At 55.2% G+C, this 24,739-nt stretch carries 21 protein-coding genes; 13 read left to right on the top strand and 8 right to left on the bottom strand.

Annotation, left to right across the window (positions count from 1 at the left end):
* The first annotated feature begins 50 nt into the window (after positions 1–50).
* Together bepA and arsC are read left to right on the top strand one after the other, a co-directional pair.
* The gene (bepA, locus tag ACLGE8_RS09535; RefSeq protein ID WP_410998138.1) at positions 51–1,514 is read left to right on the top strand and encodes a beta-barrel assembly-enhancing protease; all 1,464 of its coding nucleotides are present in this window, start codon (positions 51–53) and stop codon (positions 1,512–1,514) included.
* 12 nt (positions 1,515–1,526) lie between these two features.
* Positions 1,527–1,886 carry an arsenate reductase (glutaredoxin) gene (gene arsC, locus ACLGE8_RS09530; protein WP_410998136.1) on the top strand — a complete coding sequence of 120 codons (360 nt, stop codon included), beginning with the start codon at positions 1,527–1,529 and terminating at the stop codon, positions 1,884–1,886.
* 7 nt (positions 1,887–1,893) lie between these two features.
* On the opposite strand, the gene ACLGE8_RS09525 is transcribed toward arsC, so the two are convergent.
* Entirely contained in the window at positions 1,894–2,751 is an 858-nt protein-coding gene (locus ACLGE8_RS09525; protein ID WP_410998134.1) for an XRE family transcriptional regulator, read from the bottom strand.
* Between the two features lie 167 nt (positions 2,752–2,918).
* Between ACLGE8_RS09525 and celB the strand changes: the two genes are divergently transcribed.
* Genes celB through ACLGE8_RS09510 form a run of 3 tightly spaced genes read left to right on the top strand, consistent with a single transcriptional unit; the run spans position 2,919 to position 6,657 of the window.
* Positions 2,919–4,235, top strand: coding sequence for a PTS cellobiose transporter subunit IIC (celB, locus tag ACLGE8_RS09520; protein WP_410998132.1), 1,317 nt, complete (start codon positions 2,919–2,921; stop codon positions 4,233–4,235).
* A gap of 7 nt (positions 4,236–4,242) precedes the next feature.
* Positions 4,243–5,196: a N(4)-(beta-N-acetylglucosaminyl)-L-asparaginase gene (locus ACLGE8_RS09515; RefSeq protein WP_410998130.1), complete on the top strand. Its 954-nt coding sequence runs from the start codon at positions 4,243–4,245 to the stop codon at positions 5,194–5,196.
* A 3-nt stretch (positions 5,197–5,199) separates the two neighbouring features.
* On the top strand, positions 5,200–6,657 hold the full coding sequence (locus tag ACLGE8_RS09510) for a leucyl aminopeptidase family protein (protein WP_410998128.1): 1,458 nt from the start codon (positions 5,200–5,202) through the stop codon (positions 6,655–6,657).
* Between the two features lie 89 nt (positions 6,658–6,746).
* Here ACLGE8_RS09510 and ACLGE8_RS09505 read toward each other — a convergent pair whose 3' ends face one another.
* The 5 genes from ACLGE8_RS09505 to bglK all read right to left on the bottom strand — a co-directional run bounded on the left by ACLGE8_RS09505 (position 6,747) and on the right by bglK (position 12,066).
* Positions 6,747–7,448, bottom strand: a complete 702-nt coding sequence (locus ACLGE8_RS09505) for a DnaA inactivator Hda (RefSeq protein WP_074398749.1) — start codon at positions 7,446–7,448, stop codon at positions 6,747–6,749.
* Between the two features lie 94 nt (positions 7,449–7,542).
* The gene (uraA, locus tag ACLGE8_RS09500) at positions 7,543–8,832 is read right to left on the bottom strand and encodes a uracil permease (RefSeq protein WP_410998126.1); all 1,290 of its coding nucleotides are present in this window, start codon (positions 8,830–8,832) and stop codon (positions 7,543–7,545) included.
* Between the two features lie 87 nt (positions 8,833–8,919).
* Complete coding sequence (upp, locus tag ACLGE8_RS09495) at positions 8,920–9,546, bottom strand: uracil phosphoribosyltransferase (protein ID WP_035891452.1); 627 nt, start codon at positions 9,544–9,546, stop codon at positions 8,920–8,922.
* Positions 9,547–9,732: 186 nt separating this feature from the next.
* Positions 9,733–11,163 (bottom strand): 6-phospho-beta-glucosidase, encoded by a 1,431-nt coding sequence (locus ACLGE8_RS09490; protein WP_220438275.1) that lies wholly within the window; start codon positions 11,161–11,163, stop codon positions 9,733–9,735.
* Positions 11,164–11,175: 12 nt separating this feature from the next.
* A complete protein-coding gene (bglK, locus tag ACLGE8_RS09485; RefSeq protein ID WP_410998123.1) occupies positions 11,176–12,066 on the bottom strand; it encodes a beta-glucoside kinase BglK in 891 nt (296 codons plus the stop codon).
* 287 nt (positions 12,067–12,353) lie between these two features.
* Between bglK and purM the strand changes: the two genes are divergently transcribed.
* The 4 genes from purM (at position 12,354) to ppx (ending at position 17,892) form a co-directional block, all read left to right on the top strand.
* On the top strand, positions 12,354–13,391 hold the full coding sequence (gene purM, locus ACLGE8_RS09480; RefSeq protein ID WP_270503056.1) for a phosphoribosylformylglycinamidine cyclo-ligase: 1,038 nt from the start codon (positions 12,354–12,356) through the stop codon (positions 13,389–13,391).
* Positions 13,392–14,030 carry a phosphoribosylglycinamide formyltransferase gene (gene purN, locus ACLGE8_RS09475; RefSeq protein WP_410998121.1) on the top strand — a complete coding sequence of 213 codons (639 nt, stop codon included), beginning with the start codon at positions 13,392–13,394 and terminating at the stop codon, positions 14,028–14,030. It abuts the gene before it with no gap.
* Between the two features lie 250 nt (positions 14,031–14,280).
* Positions 14,281–16,341 (top strand): polyphosphate kinase 1, encoded by a 2,061-nt coding sequence (gene ppk1, locus ACLGE8_RS09470; protein WP_410998119.1) that lies wholly within the window; start codon positions 14,281–14,283, stop codon positions 16,339–16,341.
* Between the two features lie 3 nt (positions 16,342–16,344).
* Entirely contained in the window at positions 16,345–17,892 is a 1,548-nt protein-coding gene (gene ppx, locus ACLGE8_RS09465; RefSeq protein WP_410998117.1) for an exopolyphosphatase, read from the top strand.
* On the opposite strand, the gene ACLGE8_RS09460 is transcribed toward ppx, so the two are convergent.
* Positions 17,845–20,127 carry an EAL domain-containing protein gene (locus tag ACLGE8_RS09460; RefSeq protein ID WP_410998115.1) on the bottom strand — a complete coding sequence of 761 codons (2,283 nt, stop codon included), beginning with the start codon at positions 20,125–20,127 and terminating at the stop codon, positions 17,845–17,847. The two genes, ppx and ACLGE8_RS09460, sit on opposite strands and share 48 nt — an antisense overlap.
* A gap of 353 nt (positions 20,128–20,480) precedes the next feature.
* Between ACLGE8_RS09460 and ACLGE8_RS09455 the strand changes: the two genes are divergently transcribed.
* On the top strand, positions 20,481–20,684 hold the full coding sequence (locus ACLGE8_RS09455; RefSeq protein WP_185668919.1) for a YfgG family protein: 204 nt from the start codon (positions 20,481–20,483) through the stop codon (positions 20,682–20,684).
* A gap of 366 nt (positions 20,685–21,050) precedes the next feature.
* Positions 21,051–21,929 carry a small-conductance mechanosensitive channel MscS gene (mscS, locus tag ACLGE8_RS09450; RefSeq protein ID WP_410998113.1) on the top strand — a complete coding sequence of 293 codons (879 nt, stop codon included), beginning with the start codon at positions 21,051–21,053 and terminating at the stop codon, positions 21,927–21,929.
* A gap of 21 nt (positions 21,930–21,950) precedes the next feature.
* Here mscS and ACLGE8_RS09445 read toward each other — a convergent pair whose 3' ends face one another.
* A complete protein-coding gene (locus tag ACLGE8_RS09445; RefSeq protein WP_410998111.1) occupies positions 21,951–22,829 on the bottom strand; it encodes a LysR family transcriptional regulator in 879 nt (292 codons plus the stop codon).
* A gap of 97 nt (positions 22,830–22,926) precedes the next feature.
* On the opposite strand from ACLGE8_RS09445, the gene ACLGE8_RS09440 reads away from it, so the two are divergent.
* Positions 22,927–24,120: an MFS transporter gene (locus ACLGE8_RS09440; protein ID WP_410998109.1), complete on the top strand. Its 1,194-nt coding sequence runs from the start codon at positions 22,927–22,929 to the stop codon at positions 24,118–24,120.
* A gap of 4 nt (positions 24,121–24,124) precedes the next feature.
* Complete coding sequence (locus ACLGE8_RS09435) at positions 24,125–24,640, top strand: GNAT family N-acetyltransferase (protein WP_410998108.1); 516 nt, start codon at positions 24,125–24,127, stop codon at positions 24,638–24,640.
* Positions 24,641–24,739: the final 99 nt, after the last annotated feature.

Here is a 24,739-nt window from a genome sequence, read left to right as displayed (position 1 = left end):
TTATGCTGTTGGTCAAAACAGGCACATCCCCACATTACAGGACAGAGGTTATGTTCAGGCAGTTGAAAAAAACGCTGTTGGCATCCCTTATTGCAACGCTTACGCTCGGGCAAATCGCTCCGGCCTTTGCGGATTCGGCTGACACTCTCCCGGATATGGGCACCTCAGCAGGAAGCACGCTCTCCATCGGTCAGGAGATGCAAATGGGGGATTACTATGTACGTCAGCTGCGCGGAAGCGCCCCGCTGATTAATGACCCGCTGCTGGTTCAGTACATCAATTCATTGGGGATGCGGCTGGTTTCGCACGCCTTTTCCGTCCGTACGCCATTCCACTTCTATCTGATTAACAACGACGACATCAACGCCTTCGCCTTCTTCGGCGGCAACGTGGTGCTGCACTCGGCGCTGTTCCGTTACTCCGATACCGAGAGCCAGCTGGCATCGGTGATGGCGCACGAAATCTCCCACGTCACCCAGCGTCACCTGGCGCGAGCGATGGAAGACCAGAAGCGTAACGCTCCGCTGACCTGGGTTGGCGCCCTCGGCTCAATTTTACTGGCAATGGCTAGCCCACAGGCCGGTATGGCAGCGCTAAGCGGTACACTGGCCGGTACCCAGCAGGGCATGATCAGCTTTACTCGCCAGAATGAAGAAGAAGCTGACCGCATCGGTATTCAGGTACTACAGCGCGCCGGTTTCGATCCCCAGGCGATGCCGGCCTTTATGGAAAAACTCCTCGACCAGTCGCGCTACTCATCGCGGCCGCCGGAAATGCTGCTGACTCACCCCCTGCCGGAAAGCCGTCTGTCCGATGCGCGTAACCGCGCCAACCAGATGCGCCCGGTGGTGGTGCAATCCTCCGCCGATTTCTACTTCGCCAAAGCGCGTACCCTCGGCATGTATAACTCCGGCAAGAATCAGCTCGGCAGCGACCTGCTGGATAACTGGTCGAAGGGCAATATTCGCGAGCAGCACGCCGCACAATACGGCCGCGCGCTGCTCGCCATGGAAGCGAAAAACTACGCTGAGGCAAGTAAACAGCTGCAGCCGCTGCTCAGCGCCGAGCCGCAAAACGCCTGGTACCTTGACCTGGCAACGGATATCGACCTCGGGCAGAAAAAAACCGCCGAGGCCATCAGCCGCCTGAAAAATGCCCGTGAACTCCGCACCAACCCGGTGCTGCAGCTTAACCTGGCAAACGCCCTGCTTGAGGGCGGGCAACCTGCGGAAGCGGCAACCATTCTTAATCGCTACACCTTTAACAATAAAGACGACACCAACGGCTGGGATCTGCTAGCCCAGGCGGAAGCCGCGTTGGGCAACCGTGACCAGGAACTGGCCGCACGCGCCGAGAATATGGCGCTGGTAGGAAGGCTCGATCAGGCGATTTCCATGCTCAGCTCGGCCAGCGGTCAGGTGAAACTGCGCAGCCTCCAGCAGGCGCGCTACGATGCCCGTATCGATCAGCTGCGCGAGCTGCAGGAACGCTTCCGCCCTTATCAGAAAATGTAAACAGGAGAGACGATGACGGATTCGGTCACCATTTATCACAACCCGCGCTGCTCAAAGAGCCGCGAGACCCTAAGCCTGCTGAAGGATAACGGCATCGACCCTGAGGTGGTGCTTTATCTCGACACGCCGCCGGATGCCGCGGCTATTCGTGAACTGCTGAGTATGCTCGGCATGAGCAGCGCGCGCGAACTGATGCGCCAGAAAGAAGATCTCTACAAATCGCTGAACCTCGCCGATAGCCAACTCAGCGAAGAGCAGCTTATCCAGGCGATGGTGGAGAATCCAAAGCTGATTGAACGCCCTATCGTTGTTCACAACGGGCAGGCGCGTATCGGCCGCCCACCTGAGCAGGTGCTGGAAATCGTCCGCTGATCCCCCTCTAAAGCCGCAGCGCTTCCAGAAAAGCCTGCGGCGTCATATTTCCCAATTTTTTCTGTTCCTTCCCACCGTTAAATAGGGCACACAGCCTTATCGCCAGTTCATCCAGCGTATGGGTTCGAAGCGCGGGGATAATTTCCACCAGCGGTACGGTGACCGCAACTGCCTGATGTTTTTCCCCCGCCACGGTAACGTTGACGTCTTTTCCTCGCGCCGCCAAATGCTGACTCATTGCGGTAACATGCGCCTCGTTTAACCCTTCATCGCTTTTAATCTCAACAGATTGGATATCACCCGGAAACTGCGCCAGTACGTCATCCAGCCAGTGAATCATCAACGGTGATGACACGCCCGAATAGACGCGCGCGGCACACCATCCGCTGATAGGTTCCTGCGCCCACAACAGATGATGGTCACCGTCATCATCCATATGCAGCGACAACAAGCGATAATGCAGCGTCAGCGTTTGCGGCCGACTCCCTGCTTTAAGCGCTTTTTTCCCGTGCAGTATCGTCTCACCGTTTTTCGGGTAAGACGGCGTCAGATAGCGGCTGAGCGTCGCGCGTGACAGGGTAATACCAAGCCCTTCCACCACCATAAACAGCAGATCGTCTAACGGCGCGCGAAGGATTTTACGCAGGGCATTCATCAACACGATCTGCTCTTGTCTCACAGCTTTGTGTATCACTACCGGCGTTGTGCTTCTGTCTGCCGTCTGCTCACGCTTTCGCCAGCGCCGCACCGTTGTCACAGAAATCCCCAGTTCAAGCGCCAGTTCCCGGTCGCTTTTGTCCGATTCCTGGAGGTATTTTCGAATACGTGGCGTCGTCGTGGCATTAGCGTGCAGCTTAATTTCCATGGCCTTCCTTACGAAATAAATAACTAATCATATGAGATTCATATTAATCAAGTCGATGCATTGTGACCCGTTTCACCTTTCCGCACCAGGCTTTCTCCCATAATCCCTTTCGTCGTTTTCTATTACATAACACACACAATGTCCGTTAATCTTATACGGAGTTCACAATGAACAATGTTCTGGGATTTTTAGAAGAGAAACTGATGCCGATTGCGGCTAAAACCGCACAGCAGCGTCATCTCGGCGCCATCCGCGGCGCGTATGTCTCCTTTATGCCGTTCATTATTGTCGGTTCCATCCTGCTGGTTATCTCGTCGTTCCCGAATCAGGGCTATCAGCAGTTTATGTCCAGCACCTTCGGCGCCAGCTGGAGTGCCATTATCGAGATCCCGTTTAACGCGGTCTTCTCCACCATGTCGTTGTTTATCAGCTTCCTTGTCGCCTATCGCCTTGCGGAGCACTACGGCGATGACCGAATCTCCTGCGGCATTCTGGCGCTGGTCTGCTTCTTGATCCTGACACCGTTTATTAAGGTCGCCGAAAACGGCGGTATTACCGTGATGCCGGTGGAATGGATTGGCACCAAAGGCCTGTTCGTCGCTATGATTGGCTCACTGCTGTGGACCGAACTGTTCTGCTGGCTGAAGCGCAAAAAACTGGTCATCAAAATGCCGGAAGGCGTACCGCCTGCCGTACAGGAGTCTTTCGCTGCGCTGATCCCTGCGCTGGTGGTGATGATTCTGGTGCTGGCTATCCGCATCGGCTTTGAAAACACTCACTACAACACCATTCACCAGTTCATTTACGATGTCGTCGCCACCCCGGTTCGCCACTTCGGCACCTCCTATTTCGGCGCGCTGATGACGGTCTTCAGCATCACCATTCTGTGGTCTGTGGGGATCAACTCCGGCTCGATGGTCAATGGCATCATTCGTCCGCTGTGGATGGAAAACCAGACCGACAACATTGCCGCCATTCAGGCAGGCGTTACGCCGCCGCACATTATTACCGAACAGTTCTTCGACATGATCTGGATGGGTGGGGCCGGGGCGACGCTGTCGCTGGTTATTGCCATGCTGATTTTCGCCCGCAGTAAAAATATGCGCGAAGTGGCACGCCTCGGTGCGGGGGCATCCATCTTCAACATTAACGAACCGGTGCTCTTCGGCCTGCCGGTTATCATGAACCCAATCATGCTGATCCCGTTCAACCTGGTACCACTGGTGCTGGTGACTATCCAGTATCTGGCGATGAAAGTGGGTGCCGTCGCCGTGACCACCGGGGTATTTATCCCGTGGACCCTGCCGCCGGTTATCAGCGGGTTTATCGTTACCGGGCATATTTCCGGCAGCGTGATGCAAATCATTAACCTGCTGATTGGCGCGATGCTGTACCTGCCGTTTATGCGCATCGTCGATAAGCAGTACCGCAATGCGGAAATCAGTGCCGTTGAGGAATCCAGCACGCTAGCAAAACAGGAGTAACACAAAGATGTGGGGAATTATTGCAACCTGGCGTATGGCGCTGGAAGGCGTAGAGGAGTCGGCGTCCGCGCTGGCTGCCGGCAGTGCAGCAACGACGTCCGTGGTGGATGCCGTGGTCGCGGTAGAAGATTTTCCGTTCTACAAATCGGTGGGCTATGGCGGCCTGCCGACCGAGAACGGTGAGGTTGAGCTGGACGCCGCCTGGATGGACGGCGACACGCTGGCCTTTGGTGCGGTGGGCAATCTGGTTGATATCGCTAACCCGGTGAAAGTGGCTCAGGCGCTGGGTCGTCAGCGCTACAACTCGCTGCTGGTCGGTCAGGGCGCGCGTGAATGGGCGCTGAGCCAGGGTTTTGCCGAGAAAAAAATGCTCACCGAACGCGCGATGCAGCACTACCGTAAACGCTGCCGCGAAACGCTGGATAAAGGCTTAAGCCCTTACGACGGTCACGACACCGTCGGCGTTATCGCCCTCGATAAGCAAGGGTCGATGAGCGTCGCCACCTCGACTAGCGGCCTGTTTATGAAAAAGCGCGGGCGTCTTGGTGACTCGCCGATTATCGGCTCTGGCTTCTACTGCGACAGCCATATCGGCGCGGCCACCGCCACCGGCGTGGGTGAAGATTTAATGAAAGGCTGTACCAGCTACGAAATCGTTCGCCGGATGGAACAGGGCATGACTCCACAGCAGGCGGCGGACTCAGTGGTCTACGAACTGGAAGATAAGCTGATGTCACGCTTTGGCCGGGCGGGCGATCTGTCCGTAGTCTGCATGAACCGCAAAGGAGAGTTCGGCGCGGCAACCAACATCAAAACCTTCTCTTTTGTGGTGGCTACCGCCACTCAGCCGCTGACGGTGTTCCACGCCGAGCGCGTTAAAGAGAAGACCCATTATCAACCGGTAGACGACGCCTGGATGCAGGCCTACGCCGACCGCATTCGCGCCCCTATCGAGGAGTAAACGATGATTAACTACCGCTTAGTGACGGCGCTGCCCGGCGAACTGGCACAAAGTCACCTCATCACCCGACCTGACAGCCCTTTGCTTCAGCAGGAAGCGCTGCGTAATAACCCGCTGATTGCCGAAATGACGGCACGCGCGGCACAGGGAAAACTGGCGGACACCTGTTTCGGCTGTGGGCCATTTGCCCGTATCACCATCGTGCCGCAAAGCGCCTGGCAAGACAGCCTGACGGACGCACTGCTCACCTTCCTGCGCCCGCTGTTTGCCACACCGATTTGCCGTGCAGTCCTGCTCGACTGCACGCATATTCACGACACCGTACTGGCGAAAACGCTGCGTTTCCTGTTTAACCAGGACCACAAGTTGACCGACCTTGGGCTAAAAACGTCGGCGCGAAGCGATGTGCGCCTGGCGCATATTGATGCTTTTTGCTCTGACGCCGAACGAGCACGCCTTGAAACGCTATTCAGCCAACAGCAGGCAATAGCTAACGGCATGATTGCCGCCCGTCGCCTGGCGGATATACCTTCCGAGCAGTGCACACCGCAGTATGTGGTGGAAGAAGCCCAGCGTCTGTGCGCCCTCTTCCCTGCGCTGCGTTGCGAAGTGCTGGATGAACAGGCGATCGTCGAACAGGGTCTTGGCCTGCTGCATGCGGTAGGCCAAGGTGCCAGCCGTCCACCGCGCCTGCTGGCTATTCATTATGAAGGCGCGAGCCATGGCCCGGTACGCAGCTATGTCGGCAAGGGCGTGACTTTCGACACTGGCGGCCTGTGGCTGAAAGAAGGCGCGGGCATGTACACCATGAAATATGACATGTGTGGTGCGGCCAACGTCCTTGGGCTGATGCTAAGCATCGCCGAGCTAGGACTGCCGGTGCGGGTGATGGGCGTGCTGGCGCTGGCGGAAAATGCTATCGGCCCGGATGCGATGCTGCCTGGCAGCGTGGCCCGCGCCTGTAACGGTATGACGGTGGAAATTAATAATACCGACGCCGAAGGCCGTCTGGTGCTTTCCGACGCCATTGCCTGGGCCAGCCAGCGTCATGCGCACACGCAGTACATTATCGACCTCGCCACGCTGACCGGTGCGGTGGTGAAAGCGCTGGGCTATGAGCTGAGCGGGCTGATGACCCAGAATAATACGCTGCGTTCGGCTTTAACCCTCGCCGGGGAACAGAGCGGCGATGAAGTCTGGTCGCTGCCGCTGGATGCCCGGCTGAAAAAGCAAACGGAGAGCGCCATTGCCGATCTGTGCAATACGCCGACCAACAACGCGGCCATCAGTGCCTCCGCGGCCTGGCTGCTGCACCACTTCTGCCCCGCAGATATTCCGTGGGCGCATCTTGATGTCAGCGGTACGGCGCTGTGGCGAGAAGGAGGCAAAAGCGTGGCATCAGGTAGGCCAATTCCGCTGCTGATGCAGCATTTACTCAACGATATCGCGAAGGGTGCGTAACGAAAATCGAGTTCAGGTAGGCCGGATAAGGCAAAGCCGCCATCCGGCAATCTGCTCGGTTCCGCCTGATGGCGCTACGCTTATCAGGCCTACAGCTTCAGAATCTCTTTCACAAACGGAATGGTCAGCTTGCGCTGGGCGGTGATAGAAGCGTGATCGAGCTGATCAAGCGTCTGGAACAGCGTGCGCATTTCCCGGTCCAGCCGCTTGAGCATAAAGCGGCACACATCGTCCGGCATCTCAAAGCCGCGCAGGCGGGCACGCAGCTGCAATGCCTGTAACTTATCTTCATCAGACAGCGGCTGCAACTTGTAGATTTGCCCCCAGTCGAGGCGCGAAGCGAGATCCGGCAAACCCAAATTCAACTGACGCGGTGGGCGATCGCCGGTGATCAGCAGGCGGGTATTGCCCGACTCGAGGATCCGGTTGTAGAGATTAAAAATCGCCATTTCCCACGGTTCGTCTCCCGCCACGCATTCGATATTATCGATGCACACCAGCGAAAGCTGCTCCATCCCTTCCAGCACTTCCGGAACAAACCAGGTGCGTTTATCCAGCGGTACGTAGCCCACGGCATCGCCGCGCTGCGAGAGTTCAGCGCAGGCCGCGTGCAGCAAATGGCTGCGCCCGGCACCTTCGCGTGCCCAGATATAGATGTATCCGCTGTGCTCCTGCCGCAGCACATTTTGCAGTGCAGCAAGTAAAGAAGGGTTATCACCTGGGAAGAAACTGGCAAAGGTTTCATCATCAGGAAGATAAAGTGGCAAAGAGAGCTGTGCCGGTGCGTTCAGAGAGACCTCAACATGGGCTTACGAAAAAACGGGAAGAGTTTACCACAGAAAATAGCGGGGAGAGAACCGGGCGGCGATCCGCCCGGCTTGAGGATCACGACTTAGCGGTGTCGCTCTCTTCGGCATCCAGCACCACTTCTTCCGGGCGCAGAACGCTGATCAGTTTGAAGACCAGGCTCAGACAGATACCCACGATCGTCGCCAGCGCCATCCCTTTCAGTTCAGCCGCGCCGATGTGCACTTTCGCGCCGCTGACGCCGATGATCAGAATCACGGAGGTCAGGATCAGGTTTTGCGCTTTGCTGTAATCCACTTTGGATTCGATCAGCACGCGGATACCGGAGGCACCGATAACCCCGTACAGCAGCAGAGAAACGCCGCCCATGACCGGCAGTGGGATAATCTGAATCGCCGCCGCCAGCTTGCCGACGCAGGAGAGCAAAATCGCAATGATTGCCGCGCCGCCGATAACCCAGGTGCTGTACACGCGGGTAATCGCCATCACGCCGATGTTTTCACCGTAGGTGGTGTTCGGGGTGGAACCAAAGAAACCGGAGATCACGGTAGAAAGGCCGTTGGCAAACATCGAACGATGCAGACCAGGATCGCGAATCAGGTCTTTCTTGACGATGTTCGCCGTCACCACCAGGTGACCTACGTGCTCGGCAATCACCACCAGCGCAGCTGGCAGGATAGTGAAGATAGCAAACCACTCAAAGCGCGGCGTATAGAAGGTTGGCAGCGCGAACCAGTGCGCATTTGCAATTGGCGATGTATCCACAACGCCCATCACGAAGGAGAGCGCGTAGCCCACCAGCACGCCGATAAGAATCGGGATAATCGCCAGGAAGCCGCGGAACAGCACCGAGCCAAACACGGTAACGCCCAGGGTTACCAGCGAGATAATGATGGTTTTGGTATCAGCAGACTGACCGTCAGGCGGCAGCAAGCCCGCCATGTTCGCCGCCACGCCAGCCAGTTCCAGACCGATAACGGCAACGATTGCGCCCATCGCCGCAGGAGGGAACATCACGTCAAGCCAGCCGGTCCCCGCTTTCTTCACGATGAAGGAGACCAGGCAGAACAGTACGCCGCACATAATAAAGCCGCCCAGCGCCACTTCGTAGCCTAACGGCAGCAGCAGCAGAACCGGAGAGATAAAGGCAAAGCTGGAGCCCAGATAGGCTGGGATTTTGCCTTTACAGATGAAGAGGTACAGCAGCGTCCCGAGACCGTTAAACAGCAAAACGGTGGCTGGGTTGATGTGAAACAGGACTGGCACCAGCACGGTTGCGCCAAACATGGCGAATAAATGCTGCAAGCTTAGCGGGATGGTCTGTAAAAGCGGCGGTCTTTCACTTACCCCAATGGCACGGCGTGTCATGATGTTTTCCTCGAGTGTGTTATTAGCTTCGGTTTTTTTATTCAAAAAAAAGCCGACTATCAAAGTCGGCTCTTTTTATTTGTTCGTTTACTTGGTACCAAAAATCTTATCGCCGGCATCGCCGAGGCCCGGAATAATGTATCCGTGCTCATTCAGGCCCTGGTCAATCGACGCGGTGTACAGCTCGATGTCCGGGTGCGCTTTTTCCAGCGCCGCAATACCTTCTGGCGCGGCAACCAGCACCAGCACCTTAATGCTTGAGCAGCCCGCTTTCTTCAGCAGGTCGATGGTGGCGATAACGGAACCGCCGGTAGCGAGCATTGGGTCAACGATCAGCGCCATACGCTCATCGATGTTGGAGACCAGCTTCTGGAAGTAAGGCACCGGTTCCAGCGTCTCTTCGTCACGGTACATACCGACGACGCTGATACGCGCACTTGGTACGTTTTCCAGTACGCCGTCCATCATGCCCAGGCCTGCACGCAGGATTGGCACAACGGTAATTTTCTTACCTTTGATCTGGTCGATCTCTACCGGGCCGTTCCAGCCTTCGATAGTCACTTTCTCGGTTTCCAGACCGGCGGTAGCTTCATAAGTCAGCAGGCTGCCGACTTCGGAGGCGAGTTCACGGAAGCGTTTGGTGCTGATGTCGTTCTCGCGCATCAGGCCCAGCTTGTGTTTGACGAGTGGGTGTTTAACTTCCACAATCTTCATTCTCTTTCTCCTTTAGATGGGGCAGCCACAAAAAAAATCGCGGGATTATACCGCTTTTTTACGATTGCGCCATACCTGTGATGATTGACCAGGATCAAGCAAAGCGGTGAATGGGTCCCCAGAGAGTATAAGACAGGATAAAAATAAACCCCGACTCGCGGGGTTTTATTTTACATATTCAGCGGGTTAGAGCTCTTCGCCGTTGGTCGCAATCACCTTCTGATACCAGGCAAAAGATTTTTTACGGCTGCGCGCCAGCGTACCGTTACCTTCGTTGTCTTTATCGACATAAATAAAGCCGTAGCGTTTCTTCATTTCGCCGGTACCGGCAGAAACCAGGTCGATGCAGCCCCACGGGGTGTAGCCCATCAGATCCACGCCGTCTTCCACGACCGCTTTTTTCATTTCAGCAATATGCGCTGAGAGATAGTCGATACGGTACTGGTCGTTCACCGTGCCGTCGCTTTCCAGCACGTCAATCGCCCCGAAGCCGTTCTCCACGATAAACAGCGGCAATTGATAGTGGTCGTAGAACCAGTTCAGCGAGTAGCGAAGGCCCACCGGGTCAATCTGCCAGCCCCAGTCGGACTTCTGCACGTATGGGTTAGAGACCAGGCTGGTGGTTTCGTCGTAGTCGAGCTGCGGGTTATCGTCGGTGGCCTTGGTGGCAAACGACATATAGTAGCTAAAGCCGATATAGTCGACGCAGCCCTGGGTCAGCGCCTGACGGTCTTCGTCGGTAATATCCAGCTCAAAACCGCGACGCTCGAAGTAGTTCAGCAGATGCTGCGGGTACTTACCGCGCACGTGCACGTCGGTGAACCAGTAGCGACGGTGCATGGCGTTCATCGCCATCATCATATCGTTTGGCGCACAGCTCAGCGGGTAAATTGGGCACATGGCAATCATGCAGCCAACCTGCAGCGCTGGGTTAATCTCACGCGCAGCTTTCACCGCCAGCGCACTTGCTACCAGCTCATAGTGCGCAGCCTGATACATCACCGGCTCACGGTCTTCACCCGGCTGATACTTCAGGCCCGAGTTGGTAAACGGCGCAAAATCTTCGTGGAAGTTCGCCTGGTTGTTGATTTCGTTGAACGTCATCCAGTACTTCACTTTGTGCTGGTAACGGGTAAACACCACTTTGGCGAAACGAACGAAGAACTCAATCAGCTTACGGTTACGCCAGCCGCCGTATTCGGTGACCAGGTGGTACGGCATCTCGAAGTGCGACAACGTGATGACCGGTTCGATGCCAAGCTTGAGGCACTCGTCGAACAAGTCATCATAAAACTGCAGGCCCGCTTCGTTCGGGGTCAGCTCATCGCCGTTCGGGAAAATACGCGTCCAGGCAATAGAGGTACGGAAGCATTTGTAGCCCATTTCAGCGAACAGCTTCAGATCGTCTTTATAGCGATGATAGAAGTCGATGGCTTCGTGGTTCGGATAGTTTTTACCAGGCAGTACGCCGTTGGTAATTTCGCGCGGCACGCCGTGCGCACCAGCGGTCATCACATCCGCCACGCTCACGCCCTTCCCGCCTTCCTGCCAACCGCCTTCAAGTTGGTGTGCGGCTACCGCGCCGCCCCAGAGAAACCCAGCTTTAAATCCAGACATATCTTTCCCTCGTTAAACAGTGAGTTGTCGCTGTGAATAGTGCTGATTGAAATGGTAAACCGCGCCAATAAGCCCGGCATCGTTGCCGTGGCTGACGGTATCGATGTAATCGGCAATGCCGAACCAGGCCAGATGCTCACGCATCAGCGCCAGGAAACCAGGGCGCTCGACAATGCCGCCGCCGATAAAAACAGTCTGCGGGTCAAACAGGTTCACCAGGTTATAAAGGCCGGTGCCGATATCGTTGAGAAACTCTGATACCAGCCGCTGACAGACAGCATCACCCGCGTCAAAGCGGTCAAAAATCTCCTCACCCGTTACGTCTTCCAGCGTTTTGCCGATGTGCTGCGCGTAGCGATAGCGCAGCACGCGCAGGGTGCAGTTTTCATTCATGGAGTAGCGACGGACATCGCGTGAGCCGGGGCGCATGGTTTGCATATAGCCAAACTCACCGGCACGAAAACGGGCGCCGTGCACCAGCTGGTTGTTGCAGAAGATAGCGCCGCCGATGCCGGTGCCGATGGTCATCACCAGACAGTTTGCCATCTCGCGGGCCTTGCCCTGCCAGCGTTCGGCCAGCAGCACGCAGTTAGCGTCGTTCTCAATCGCCACCGGAAGACCGGTACGTTCTTCCAGCCACGCTTTAATCGCAAAGTTGTCGAACCGACGAATGGCGCCGCCCATTTCGATAAAGCCGGTATGCGGGTTAACATAGCCCGGTGCGCTGATAGCAATCCCGGAGCACTCTGGGTGGGCCGTAATCCAGCGCTCAATCGCCGCCAGAATCTGGTCACCATCGCTGTTGCTAATTGGCTCTTTTCCCTTATCGAGCAGCTCGCCGCTGGCGGCAACAACGCCCATCTTTAACGCCGTACCCCCAATATCAAAGGCAGCAATCTTCATTCCATCCATCCCTTCTGGCCGTTTTTACATCGGTGATTGGCTTCGCTGAAACAAAAACAGAAACCGGTTTCATTATTATGATGTGGATTGTGCTCAGTGGATGCAAGGACAAGGGTGTACCCGGTTTCATTTTCGTGAGCAGTATCATATTTGACCGATATATAGATGGAAACGATGGAAAAACCGGGAGGTAAAAATTGGGATCAGAATAGGCTCGCAAACGTTTGCCTGGACTGATAGAATTGCGCCGATTTTTCTTGCTATCGCAAACGCGTGGAGACTTAGCAGTGACCGACAAAACCTCTCTCAGCTATAAAGATGCCGGTGTTGATATTGACGCAGGAAACGCTCTGGTTGACCGTATCAAAGGGGTGGTGAAGAAAACTCGCCGTCCAGAAGTGATGGGTGGATTAGGCGGTTTTGGCGCACTGTGCGCACTGCCGCAAAAATATCGCGAACCGGTGCTGGTTTCCGGCACTGACGGCGTTGGCACCAAATTGCGTTTAGCGATGGATTTAAAACGTCACGACACCATCGGCATCGATCTGGTAGCCATGTGTGTGAACGACCTGGTGGTACAGGGCGCCGAGCCGCTGTTCTTCCTCGACTACTATGCAACCGGTAAGCTGGACGTCGATACCGCAGCCAGCGTTATCAGCGGCATCGCTGAAGGCTGCCTGCAGTCTGGCTGCGCGCTGGTTGGCGGCGAAACCGCCGAAATGCCGGGCATGTACCACGGTGAAGATTACGACGTTGCCGGTTTCTGCGTCGGCGTGGTTGAGAAATCAGAAATCATCGACGGCAGCAAAGTGACCGACGGCGACGTACTGATTGCCCTCGGATCCAGTGGCCCGCACTCTAACGGCTACTCACTGGTACGTAAAATTGTTGAAGTCAGCGGCTGTAACCCGGACACCACCCAGCTGGAAGGCAAAACCCTGGCCGACCACCTGCTGGCACCGACCCGCATCTACGTGAAATCTATTCTGGAACTGATTGCCAGCGTCGACGTTCACGCCATTGCGCACCTGACCGGCGGCGGTTTCTGGGAAAACATTCCGCGCGTTCTGCCGGACAACACCCAGGCCGTTATCGATGAATCCTCCTGGCAGTGGCCAGCGGTATTCAACTGGCTGCAGGATGCCGGCAACGTGAGCCAGCATGAAATGTACCGCACCTTTAACTGCGGCGTGGGCATGGTTATCGCACTGGCGGCCGATCAGGCAGACAAAGCGATTGCGCTGATGAACGAAAAAGGTGAAAACGCGTGGAAAATCGGCTATATCAAAGCCTCTGATTCCGAACAGCGTGTGGTCATCGAATAAATGAAAAATATCGTGGTGCTGATTTCCGGCAGCGGCAGCAACTTACAGGCGATTATCGATGCCTGCGAGCAGAAAAGGATTCCAGGCACCATCCGGGCGGTATTTAGCAACAAGGCCGACGCGTTCGGCCTTGAGCGGGCGCGTGAGGCGGGCATTCCCCAGCACGCGCTGGCGGCCAGCCAATTTGCCAGCCGTGAAGCCTTTGACCGTGAGCTGATGCATGAAATTGACGCCTATGCGCCCGATATCGTGGTGCTGGCAGGCTACATGCGCATTCTGAGCGCGGAGTTCGTTCAGCACTATCAAGGCAAGCTGCTCAACATCCACCCTTCCCTGCTGCCAAAATATCCCGGGCTGAACACCCATCGTCAGGCGCTGGACAATGGCGATACGGAACACGGCACCTCGGTGCATTTCGTCACCGAAGAGCTGGACGGCGGGCCGGTGATTTTACAGGCCAAAGTGCCGGTTTTCGACGGTGACGATGAGGCGGAAATCACCTCACGCGTTCAGGCGCAGGAACATGCTATCTATCCTCTGGTGGTGGGCTGGTTCCTTAATGGCCGTCTGAAGATGCAGGATAATCACGCCTGGCTTGACGACATTAAGCTGCCGCCGGAAGGCTATGCAGCAGAATAAATTATGTGCCTGTAGGCCTGATAAGCTTAGCGCCATCAGGCAAGCCGCAAGCACATTGCCGGATGGCGGCGTAAACGCCTTATCCGGCCTACACGAATAACCTAAGAGGGCCTTATGGCCCTCTTTTTTATGCAAATCAGGATAACTGTCATACTAAGATGACACAGTTGGACATAGCCCGGCAAAGCTAGCAATATAATCAGTAGACGACGTTGCCGCGTCCCGTGAATAAACCGGAGTGTGAGTAGTAATGGGTCAGGAAAAACTGTACATCGAAAAAGAACTGAGCTGGTTGTCATTCAACGAGCGCGTCCTCCAGGAAGCGGCTGACAAAAGTAACCCGCTTATTGAACGTATGCGTTTCCTGGGGATCTACTCCAACAACCTCGACGAATTCTACAAGGTCCGCTTTGCGGAGCTAAAGCGCCGCATCATCATTAGCGAAGAACAGGGCGTCACCACGCATTCTCGCCACCTGCTAAGCCGCATTCAGGCCCGGGTGCTGAAAGCCGATCAGGAGTTCGATGGTCTCTACAACGAACTCTTGCTGGAGATGGCCCGTAACCAAATATTCCTGATTAACGAACGCCAGCTTTCCGTCAACCAGCAGAGCTGGCTGCGTCACTATTTTAAACAGCATCTGCGCCAGCACATCACCCCGATCCTGCTGAACCGGGAAACCGATCTGGTCCAGTTCCTGAAAGACGATTACACCTACCTGGCGGTCGAAATTATCCGCGGCGACGAAATCAACTACGCGCTGCTGGAGATCCCGTCTGATAAAGTGCCGCGCTTCGTCAACCTGCCGCCAGAGACGCCGCGTCGTCGCAAGCCGATGATCCTGCTGGACAACATCCTGCGCTACTGCCTGGATGATATCTTCAAGGGCTTCTTCGACTACGACGCCCTCAACGCCTACTCCATGAAAATGACTCGTGATGCCGAGTACGACCTGGTGCACGAGATGGAGTCGAGCCTGATGGAGCTGATGTCTTCGAGCCTGAAGCAGCGTCTGACCGCCGAGCCGGTGCGCTTTGTGTACCAGCGCGATATGCCGGATGCGATGGTGGAAATGCTGCGTAAAAAGCTGACTATTTCCCGCTATGACTCCATCGTGCCGGGCGGTCGCTACCACAACTTTAAAGACTTTATTGGCTTCCCGAACGTCGGCAAAGCCAACCTGGTCAACAAACCCATGCCGCGCCTGCGCCACCTGTGGTTCGATAAGTTCCGCAACGGCTTCGATGCCATTCGTGAACGCGACGTGCTGCTCTACTACCCGTACCACACCTTTGAACACGTATTGGAACTGCTGCGTCAGGCGTCGTTCGACCCAAGCGTACTGGCGATTAAGATCAACATCTACCGCGTGGCGAAAGACTCGCGCATTATTGATGCGATGATCCACGCCGCCCACAACGGTAAAAAAGTCACCGTGGTGGTTGAGCTGCAGGCGCGCTTCGATGAAGAAGCCAACATTCATTGGGCGAAGCGTCTAACAGAAGCGGGCGTACACGTTATCTTCTCCGCGCCGGGGCTGAAAATTCACGCCAAGCTGTTCCTGGTGTCGCGTAAAGAGGGCGACGATGTGGTGCGCTATGCGCACATCGGCACCGGTAACTTTAACGAGAAAACGGCGCGTATCTACACCGACTACTCGCTGCTGACCGCCGACGCGCGTATCACCAACGAAGTCCGCCGGGTGTTCAACTTTATCGAGAACCCGTATCGCCCGGTAAACTTCGACTATCTGCTGGTTTCGCCGCAGAACTCCCGTCGCCTGCTCTATGAAATGATCGACCGCGAAATTGCCAATGCGCAAAACGGCCAGCCTGCGGGAATTACCCTCAAACTCAACAACCTGGTCGATAAAGGGCTGGTCGATCGTCTGTATGCGGCCTCCAGTTCCGGCGTGCAGGTCAATCTTCTGATCCGCGGCATGTGTTCTCTGATTCCAGAATTAGAAGGGATCAGCGATAATATTCGTGTGATCAGCATCGTTGACCGTTTCCTTGAGCACGATCGCATCTATATTTTTGAGAACGGCGGCGATAAACGCGTTTATCTCTCCTCCGCTGACTGGATGACCCGAAATATCGACTACCGTATCGAAGTGGCAACCCCGCTGCTCGACCCACGCCTTAAACAGCGGATCCTCGATATTATCGATATTCTGTTCAGCGACACGGTGAAAGCCCGCTTTATTGATAAAGAACTGAGTAATCGCTATGTGCCACGCGGCAACCGACGCAAGGTCCGCGCGCAGCAGGCGATTTACGATTACCTCAAATCACTTGAACAACCTGACTAACCTATGCCAATAAAAAGCAAAGCACCCCGGCCGCAGGAGTTTGCGGCGGTTGATCTTGGTTCGAACAGTTTCCATATGGTTATCGCGCGCGTCGTCGACGGCGCGATGCAGATTATTGGCCGCCTGAAGCAACGCGTTCATCTGGCCGATGGGCTGGATGAAAACAATATGCTGAGCGAAGAGGCAATGGAGCGCGGCCTGAGCTGTCTGTCGCTGTTTGCCGAGCGCCTGCAGGGCTTCGCTCCGTCCAGCGTCTGTATCGTCGGTACCCATACGCTGCGTCAGGCGGCGAACGCCACCGAGTTTCTGACGCGAGCAGAAAAAGTGATCCCCTACCCTATCGAAATCATCTCCGGGAACGAAGAAGCCCGTCTGATTTTTATGGGCGTAGAGCACACCCAGCCTGAAAAGGGACGCAAGCTGGTGATTGATATCGGCGGCGGCTCCACCGAGCTGGTGATTGGCGAAGACTTCGAGCCGAAGCTGGTCGAAAGCCGCCGTATGGGCTGCGTTAGCTTTGCGCAGCAGTTCTTCCTCGCCGGGACCATCAACCGCGAAAACTTCCAGCGCGCGCGCCTGGCGGCGGTGCAGAAGCTGGAAACGCTGGCGTGGCAGTACCGCATTCAGGGCTGGAATTTTGCCATGGGCGCGTCGGGCACCATCAAAGCGGCCCACGAAGTGCTGGTTGAGATGGGCGAAAAGGACGGTTTTATCACCCCTGAACGTCTCGAGATGCTGGTGGAAGAGGTGCTGAAGTATAAAAACTTCAACAGTCTGAGCCTGCCAGGCCTGTCGGAAGAACGTAAAGGCGTTTTCGTGCCGGGGCTGGCTATTCTCTGCGGCGTGTTTGATTCACTGGCGATTAAAGAGCTTCGCCTCTCCGACGGCGCGCTGCGTGAAGGCGTGCTGTATGAGATGGAAGGCCGTTTCCGCCACCAGGACGTGCGCAGCCGCACCGCGCAAAGTCTGGCAAACCAGTACAACATTGATCGTGAACAGGCGCAGCGCGTGCTGGAAACGACCATGCAAATGTACGATCAGTGGCTTGAGCAAAACCCGAAACTGGGCAATCCGCAGCTGACCGCACTGCTAAAATGGGCTTCGATGCTGCATGAAGTGGGGCTGAATATTAACCACAGCGGTATGCACCGCCATTCGGCCTATATTCTGCAAAACAGCGATCTGCCGGGCTTCAACCAGGAGCAGCAGTATCTGATGTCAACGCTGGTGCGCTTCCACCGTAAGGCGATTAAGCTCGACGAGCTGCCGCGCTTTACGTTGTTCAAAAAGAAGCAGTTCCTGCCGATGATTCAGCTATTGCGCCTTGGCGTGCTGCTGAACAATCAGCGCCAGGCGACGACCACGCCGCCAACGCTGAAGCTGACCACCGAGGCTAACCACTGGACGCTCTGCTTCCCGCACGACTGGTTTACCCAGAACGCGCTGGTGCTGCTCGATTTGGAGAAAGAGCAGCAGTATTGGGAAAGCGTCACCGGCTGGTTGTTAAAAATCACTGAGGAGCGGGCGCCCGACGAAATCGTCGCGGCCTGATTCGCACGCCGCAGTTTCCGCTACCGCCAGCTCCTCCAGGGGAGCTGGCTTGCCAATGCCGTACCCCTGCAGATAATCAATCCCCAGCGCAATCGCCGCAGTGCGAATCTCTTCGTTCTCGACGTACTCTGCGACGACCTGCATCTTCTTCATACGCGCCAGATGGCAGATAGACGAGACAATCTGGTAATCCAGGCTGCTGGTCGCAATATTGCGAATAAAGCTACCGTCAATTTTTAGAATATCGGCGCTGATATGCTTGAGGCGCGCGTAGCTGGCATAGCCAGTACCAAAATCGTCAATCGCCACCCGACAACCCAGGCCCTGAAGCTCATGCAGCGTCTTTCTCGCCTGCTCAGCGTTAACCAGCGAATGGCTCTCGGTTATCTCGAAGACTAACTGCCATGCTTCAATACCGTACTCTTCCAGCAGTTCCTTCACCTGATGTGCAAAGCCAGTCCCGCTCGCCGTGGAAGGCGAAAGGTTCAGCGCTAAACGCATGCCGGGATTACTTTCCCGGCGGCACGCCATAAAGGCCAGCGTATTTTCCAGCACCCAAAGGTCGATGCGTGAAGCCATACCAAACTCATGAGCGACCGGTAAGAACAACAGCGGCGAGATAAGCTCGTCGTCGTCACCAAGCATACGCAGCAGGACTTCGTGATAGTCGTCGCCGCGAATACCGACGATCGGCTGCGCCATCAGGCGAAAGCGGTTGTTTTCCAGCGCCTGCTGCACCCGCACCATCATCGCAATTTTATCTTTGAGCTCTTGCTGCAGATACTGCGCGCCACGGCGCTGTAAGTTTTCCGGGCGATTGGTGGCAAGCGAAAGCTCCGCCACCGTATTTAGCTCACCCAGCATTAACGAGAGGTGGGCGACCGGCGCATGGAGATAGCAATAGCTGACGCCAATCTGCGGCTGCAGTGGCATACCGTTCCAGCTGTAGCGGAACTGCTTAAGACGCTCGTAGAGCTCGTCCATGCGCTCTTTATAAGATTCGGTATGCAGCAGCACCGCCAAATCACTGCCGGTAAGCTGGTAGACGTTCTCGCCGGGGCGAAGTGCTTCATGCAGATACTTCGCCAGATTCTGCTTGTAGTTGATACGCAGCATTATGCCGTAGTGGCGCGTCAGCACTTCAAGATCCGGCATGCGCAAAAAGCACAGCACCGACCACGGCGTGTTGTTAATCGCCCGACTCAGCGCACGCATATTGGGCAGGCTGACAACCGGGTCAATAAAGGCAATACGGCGCACGCGTTCATAAATCGCCCGCTGACGGGTGGAGAGCATCGCCATATACGCAATGATAAACGAGAAGATCAGGTAGCTGGAGGAGGTAATCGCCAGCTGCACGCTGTAGCCTGCGCTTTTAGGCACATAGTGGTAGTGATAGTGGATGGCCACAATCAGCATCAGCGTCCAGAGCACCGAGATAAAGCGGTAGCCGAAGCGCATCGCTCCCCAGAGCATAATAGGCAGTAGCAGTGACAGCGTGTAGTTAGTGCTGAATATCGTGCTGCCTTTGGTCATCGGGAGCATCATCATCGAGAAAACGCCAATGACTACCGCCCACCAGATGACCATCTCCGGCCATTTCACCTTCGGGTCGAAATCGCGGCGCACCTGCGAGACAAAGCTTCGAAGGTAGTTGGGGTTGCGGATTAAACGAATCATCAAATAGCACAGCGGTACGCCGGTCAGATATCCCATCAACAGCGACTGGTAGTTAATCAGATTACGCTGCGTCAGCGGCGACACCCACTCGGTTTCCCGCATGCTAGGGTACAGCCCCAGATACAAAGCAAACTGAATTAACAGCAGGAAAATCGTCGAAGGAACAAACATCTGCCAGAACAGTCGATGGGCCATCAGATGCGTGTCGCCGTGGGAAATCATCTTGCGTTGCTGATTAAAAAACTGATACCCGCCCCAGGCCACGATCGTCGGAATAAGGAACTGCAGCTCAATGCCAATCCTTTCCACGAAGTGAAAATCGTTAGTGAGATAGCAGCCAATACCCGCGATAAGCCCAGGCAACGCTTTCCAGCTAAAGAACAGCATCATGCAAAGCATAAAGGGCAGCGGGAGGTAATAAAGGTAGGTTTTGCCGCCGCCAATATAGGTGTATGTATTAGCAATTTTGATTATTGGTAACACAAGAAGAGGCAATATCAGAGGCAGTCCCCACCACTCATCCCGATATTGCTTATATATTTTACAGAAATTCATAGATGCTCTAAGGATACCCCAAATCCAGCTGGGTATTTTCAGACAGGCATCCAACCTGGCTTATAAAAGGCCGCGAGAGAAGATATTACGCGGGTCAGGTGGAGATTTTAGTTATCGCTTACGAATGAAGATTGATATGAGTCAAAAAATAACGCACATATAAACACTAATTCTCTTTTCTTTGTGCTGCCCCCCGTAATCAAGGCCCTCTTGTGAATACGAATAATATCTTATATAACATTAATTAATGTTTTATCTGACGGATTTTTACATTCATCGCAATTGACCCACGCCCCGCTCTGTGCCTTAATGTACGTACCGCCCGTCTATGGGTATAACGTAAGGACCCCTTTGTGAGCCAGGTTACCAGCCTACGAAAACGACACCGATTTAATGGTCGAATGACCCGTATCGTACTGCTTATCAGCTTTATCTTCTTCTTCGGACGCTTCGTCTACTCCTCCATCGGCGCGTGGCATCACCACCAGGACAAAAAAGAGTCCCAGCAGAGCAGCCTGTCGCAAAAGACCTCCCCCGCGCAAACCGACGACCGTTAACGCCCCTTTTTCCGAGACCGAGATTCCTTACCGAATGGCTAACAGATTGATTTTTAACCATCCGGTAAGGAATTTAGCCATGTTTCATCTCCGTTCTGCCACATTAGTCTCAATTCGTATTTTATTAGCCAAATAATAATTTCCCGCACGATTACACAAGCTTTTCCTTTTCTGCTGCCGCAACATGCCGCGCTGATTTTTTGATGCATCAATAATTCACCTAAAAAAACGGCGATAAACGCGCAAACAGTCGCTAATACATAACTCCAAAAGCACCCTACTTATAAATATATAAATTTTTTGTATATATGTTGAATATTTAATTGAATCTTCCACCATTAATTTTAAAACGGCAGGTTTTTTACCATGAAAGGTTTTACGTTATTTCCCAAAATAAGAAGTGGATTGGAGTGGATGTCAGGTCACAGCGATGCGGTTGTCCAGTTTGGCTGGAACATCGTTGCGGCGATTATTCTGTTATTTATTGGTAAATTTATCGCCCGCCTGCTCTCTCGTGGGCTGGAAAAATTGCTGCTAAAACGCAAAGTGGATATCACCATCGTGCAGTTCTTTACCGCACTGGTCCGCTACATCACACTCGCGTTTTCGGTGGTCGCCGCGCTGGGGCGTTTGGGCATTGAGACGTCATCCATTATCGCCGTTATCGGTGCCGCAGGCCTGGCGATCGGCCTGGCGCTGCAAAGCTCGCTGTCAAACTTCGCGGCGGGCGTGATGCTGGTCTCCCTGCGCCCCTTCCGTGCGGGCGAAGTGGTGCAGATTGGCGCCATGACAGGCACCGTCGAGAAGGTGCATATCTTTTCAACTACACTGCTAACCGGCGACAGCAAAGAGGTCGTTATCCCTAACGGCAAGATTATTGCCGACAATATCATTAACTATTCACGCCACCCGTTCCGCCGCATCGATCTGGTGATTGGCGTCGGCTATCAGAGCCGCATTGCCGATGTGAAAAGGGTCATCACCCAGCTCATCGAGCAGGATAAGCGTATCGACCAGAAGCGCGGTTTCACCGTGCGTTTAGGTGAACTGGGCGCTTCATCGCTGAACTTCTACGTTCGCGTATGGGTACGCAACGCCGAGTACTGGAACACCTACTACGACCTGCTGGAAAATATCAAAGAGGCGATGGATGCTAACCACATTGACCTACCGTACCCGCAGATGGATATCCGCGTAGAGAACGTTGCCAACCGGCCTCAGCAACAGCTGCAGTTGGTCGACTAAACCCGGCGCTCCCCTTTTACCTTAGAGGGGAGCGTGCTGTTGCAACAGCCGGATAATCTCCGCCATTCCTTTGCTCAAAATTTTATCCTGCCGCCTCACGATACCTAACTGACGATAGAGCGGCGGCGTCAGCGATCCCACCCTTAGCCCTTCGGCATCACGATGATGTTCCACCGCCATCTGCGGAATAATGCTGTACCCCAACCCCGCCGCCACCATACGTTTAATCGCTTCTATGCTGCCCAGTTGCATCACCGGCGTCACCTGAAGCCCAGCCTGCTGGAACCAGCTATCGATCAGGTCGCGCGTTCCGCTGCCCGCTTCAAATGCAATCAGCGGCAGCGTCTTTAGCATCTCCAGGTTGAGTTCACCCTGTGATTCGGCGCTGATAACGACAAATTCTTCACGTAAGACCGGCATGATATCCAGACTGCGCCCGCTGGCGGGTAACGTGACCAGCCCTAAATCAAGGCGGTTTTCTTCTACTGCACGGGTAATACCCAGGGTATTACCGGTCGTTACTCCCACCGCCAGCATCGGATGCTGCTCGCGCAGGTTCTGTAGTAAAGATGGCAAAAGGTGGATACAAGCCGTGGCACCAGTGCCAAGTGTAATCGTGCCACTGACGGTCTGCTGGCAGTCGTTCACCGACTGTAACGCCTCACTCACCGCCAGCTCGATACGTTCACCGTGAAGCAGAAGCGCCAGGCCGGCCGCGGTGGCCTTTACCCCGCGTCCGGTACGCTCGATAAGCCTCGCCTGCAGGAACTGCTCAAGCTGACGTACCTGCAGGCTGACGGCAGGTTGTGAAATCCCCAGCACGTCCGCCGCCGCCGAAAAGCTGCCGCGCTGAACCACTAAACGAAACGTTGCCAGGTATCCCAGATTCAGCGTCGTCATTCAAAGTTTCTCTTATCAGGGTCATAAAGGGAGGGCTCTGCCTGCACAATAGCGCGCAGGTTATGCTGCCAGCAACTGCATAACCTTCGAGAAGATAATGAAAACACCTGCTGCATCGCTCCCCATCACCCTCGCCGCCGGAGGCAATCAGCTGATCAACTGGGGGATTTCGTTTTATATGCCGGGCACCTTTGCCCGCGCGATTGCGCAGAATACGGGATGGGCATCCACGCATATTTATCTGGGCCTGACGCTGGCGATGCTAATGATGGCGCTACTCTCCACCTGGGTTGCCCGCCTGCTAGCACATTTTGGCGGCCAGCGTGTCGTGGTCAGCGGAACGCTACTGATTGCCTTAGGTTGCCTGCTGATGTCGATGATTCATACGCTTGTTGGCTGGTACATTGCCTGGCTGATAACCGGAGTCGGCATGCGTCTGGCGCTCTACGACGGGCTTTTCGCCGCGCTGGTGAATCTATACGGGCAGAGTGCTCGGGCGACAATCTCTCGCGTGACGCTTGCCGGTGGGCTTGCTTCCGCGCTGTTCTGGCCGCTAGGCGCTGCACTGCTAACGGTAACCGACTGGCGGGGTGCGCTGTTGGTATACAGCCTGCTGGGGATCGTGAGCGCACTGCTGCTGATGCGCCTGCCTAACCAGAAGCTGCCGCCGGTTCCCGCTCGCCGTGCTGCGCCTGCATCCGCGCACGATCGCCGTACCGGTTTACTGTACGCCGCGCTGATAGCGCTGGTGACGTTTATCTCTAACGGCACCTCAACGCACCTGCCGGAGTTCATCGCCGCACATGAGTTGCCCGTTGCCATCGGTATGCTCTGGGGCGTCGGGCAGACTGGTGCACGCTTTCTCGAAGTCGCCTCTGGTTCAGCGCTCACGCCGATAAAACTCACCCTGCTCACCACCTTTTTCATCCCGCTTTGCTTCGCCCTCGGCATAAGCAGCACGCATATTACCTGGGCTGCCGGAGGTTTTGTCCTTGGCTATGGCGCGATCAACGGCTTAACCACCGTTTTCAAAGCGACTCTGCCACTTCAGTTGTTCGCCGCCGAAGATTACGCCCGCCGCACCGGCGTGTTGTTGATTCCGGCGCAGGTACTCGCCGCTGCCTCACCGTTTGCCTACGCGTGGCTGAACCATCATCTGGGGATAAATGGCAGCCTGATGCTCTCCGCTGCGCTTGCGCTGATTGTTGCCGGGCTGGCGGTGTCGATTGCGCTGTGCCAGGCTAGTCGCACAATAAAAGTGCGCGATGAACAACCTTTTCGACAAGGATAAACCCATGCACCTACAATCCGAACATCTCACCCTGCGTCCAGCGACGGCAGACGATCTCGACGATCTTTATCGCATTTACGGTGACCCAGCGACCAACACCTTTAACCCAGCAGGCCCGCATGCAGATCTCGCACACTCTTGCCGGGTGCTGGCAGGCTGGCTTGAACATCTCAACGTTTATGGTTTCGGCAACTGGGCCATCAGCCTGCGGGAGAACCCGCAGCGGGTGATTGGTTTTGGCGGGCTACGTATCGTGGAATATCCCGACTGCACGGTAAACAACCTGGGGTATCGCTTTGCGCCAGAGGCTTGGGGTAAAGGGTTGGCCACGGAATTCTCCCTGACAGCGATTGATTATGCCTTCAACGTGCTGAGTTTTGAGGAAGTGGTGGGCATCGTGCGCAAGAACCATCTTGCCTCGCAGAAAGTGCTGCTGAAGTGCGGAATGACGCTAGTGCGAGAGATTGACGATGTGCCTGGGAAGGAGCCTAGCCTGATGTTCAGGCGCTTACGTGGGTAAACATTGACTAGTCCTGATATAGGTTGACAGTTTTCTGTCGATAAAACGCCTGATGAACGTCATCGGGCGTTTTGTACTTCAGGGCCAGATGTGGCCGTT

Source organism: Kluyvera sp. 142486 (assembly GCF_046569695.1).
Lineage (GTDB): Bacteria > Pseudomonadota > Gammaproteobacteria > Enterobacterales > Enterobacteriaceae > Kluyvera.
Note: the sequence above shows the minus strand (reverse complement) of the source record. Positions and strands in the feature narration are given on the sequence as shown.

What these genes read in the sequence shown, in the direction of transcription:
- uraA (WP_410998126.1), bottom strand. Translation starts at nt 8,832, where the DNA reads ATGACACGCCGTGCCATTGGGGTAAGTGAAAGACCGCCGCTTTTACAG.
- ACLGE8_RS09510 (WP_410998128.1), top strand. Translation starts at nt 5,200, where the DNA reads ATGATTAACTACCGCTTAGTGACGGCGCTGCCCGGCGAACTGGCACAA.
- mscS (WP_410998113.1), top strand. Translation starts at nt 21,051, where the DNA reads ATGAAAGGTTTTACGTTATTTCCCAAAATAAGAAGTGGATTGGAGTGG.
- arsC (WP_410998136.1), top strand. Translation starts at nt 1,527, where the DNA reads ATGACGGATTCGGTCACCATTTATCACAACCCGCGCTGCTCAAAGAGC.
- celB (WP_410998132.1), top strand. Translation starts at nt 2,919, where the DNA reads ATGAACAATGTTCTGGGATTTTTAGAAGAGAAACTGATGCCGATTGCG.
- ACLGE8_RS09445 (WP_410998111.1), bottom strand. Translation starts at nt 22,829, where the DNA reads ATGACGACGCTGAATCTGGGATACCTGGCAACGTTTCGTTTAGTGGTT.
- ACLGE8_RS09515 (WP_410998130.1), top strand. Translation starts at nt 4,243, where the DNA reads ATGTGGGGAATTATTGCAACCTGGCGTATGGCGCTGGAAGGCGTAGAG.
- bepA (WP_410998138.1), top strand. Translation starts at nt 51, where the DNA reads ATGTTCAGGCAGTTGAAAAAAACGCTGTTGGCATCCCTTATTGCAACG.
- upp (WP_035891452.1), bottom strand. Translation starts at nt 9,546, where the DNA reads ATGAAGATTGTGGAAGTTAAACACCCACTCGTCAAACACAAGCTGGGC.
- ACLGE8_RS09460 (WP_410998115.1), bottom strand. Translation starts at nt 20,127, where the DNA reads ATGAATTTCTGTAAAATATATAAGCAATATCGGGATGAGTGGTGGGGA.
- ppk1 (WP_410998119.1), top strand. Translation starts at nt 14,281, where the DNA reads ATGGGTCAGGAAAAACTGTACATCGAAAAAGAACTGAGCTGGTTGTCA.
- ppx (WP_410998117.1), top strand. Translation starts at nt 16,345, where the DNA reads ATGCCAATAAAAAGCAAAGCACCCCGGCCGCAGGAGTTTGCGGCGGTT.
- ACLGE8_RS09490 (WP_220438275.1), bottom strand. Translation starts at nt 11,163, where the DNA reads ATGTCTGGATTTAAAGCTGGGTTTCTCTGGGGCGGCGCGGTAGCCGCA.
- purN (WP_410998121.1), top strand. Translation starts at nt 13,392, where the DNA reads ATGAAAAATATCGTGGTGCTGATTTCCGGCAGCGGCAGCAACTTACAG.
- ACLGE8_RS09435 (WP_410998108.1), top strand. Translation starts at nt 24,125, where the DNA reads ATGCACCTACAATCCGAACATCTCACCCTGCGTCCAGCGACGGCAGAC.
- ACLGE8_RS09525 (WP_410998134.1), bottom strand. Translation starts at nt 2,751, where the DNA reads ATGGAAATTAAGCTGCACGCTAATGCCACGACGACGCCACGTATTCGA.
- bglK (WP_410998123.1), bottom strand. Translation starts at nt 12,066, where the DNA reads ATGAAGATTGCTGCCTTTGATATTGGGGGTACGGCGTTAAAGATGGGC.
- ACLGE8_RS09440 (WP_410998109.1), top strand. Translation starts at nt 22,927, where the DNA reads ATGAAAACACCTGCTGCATCGCTCCCCATCACCCTCGCCGCCGGAGGC.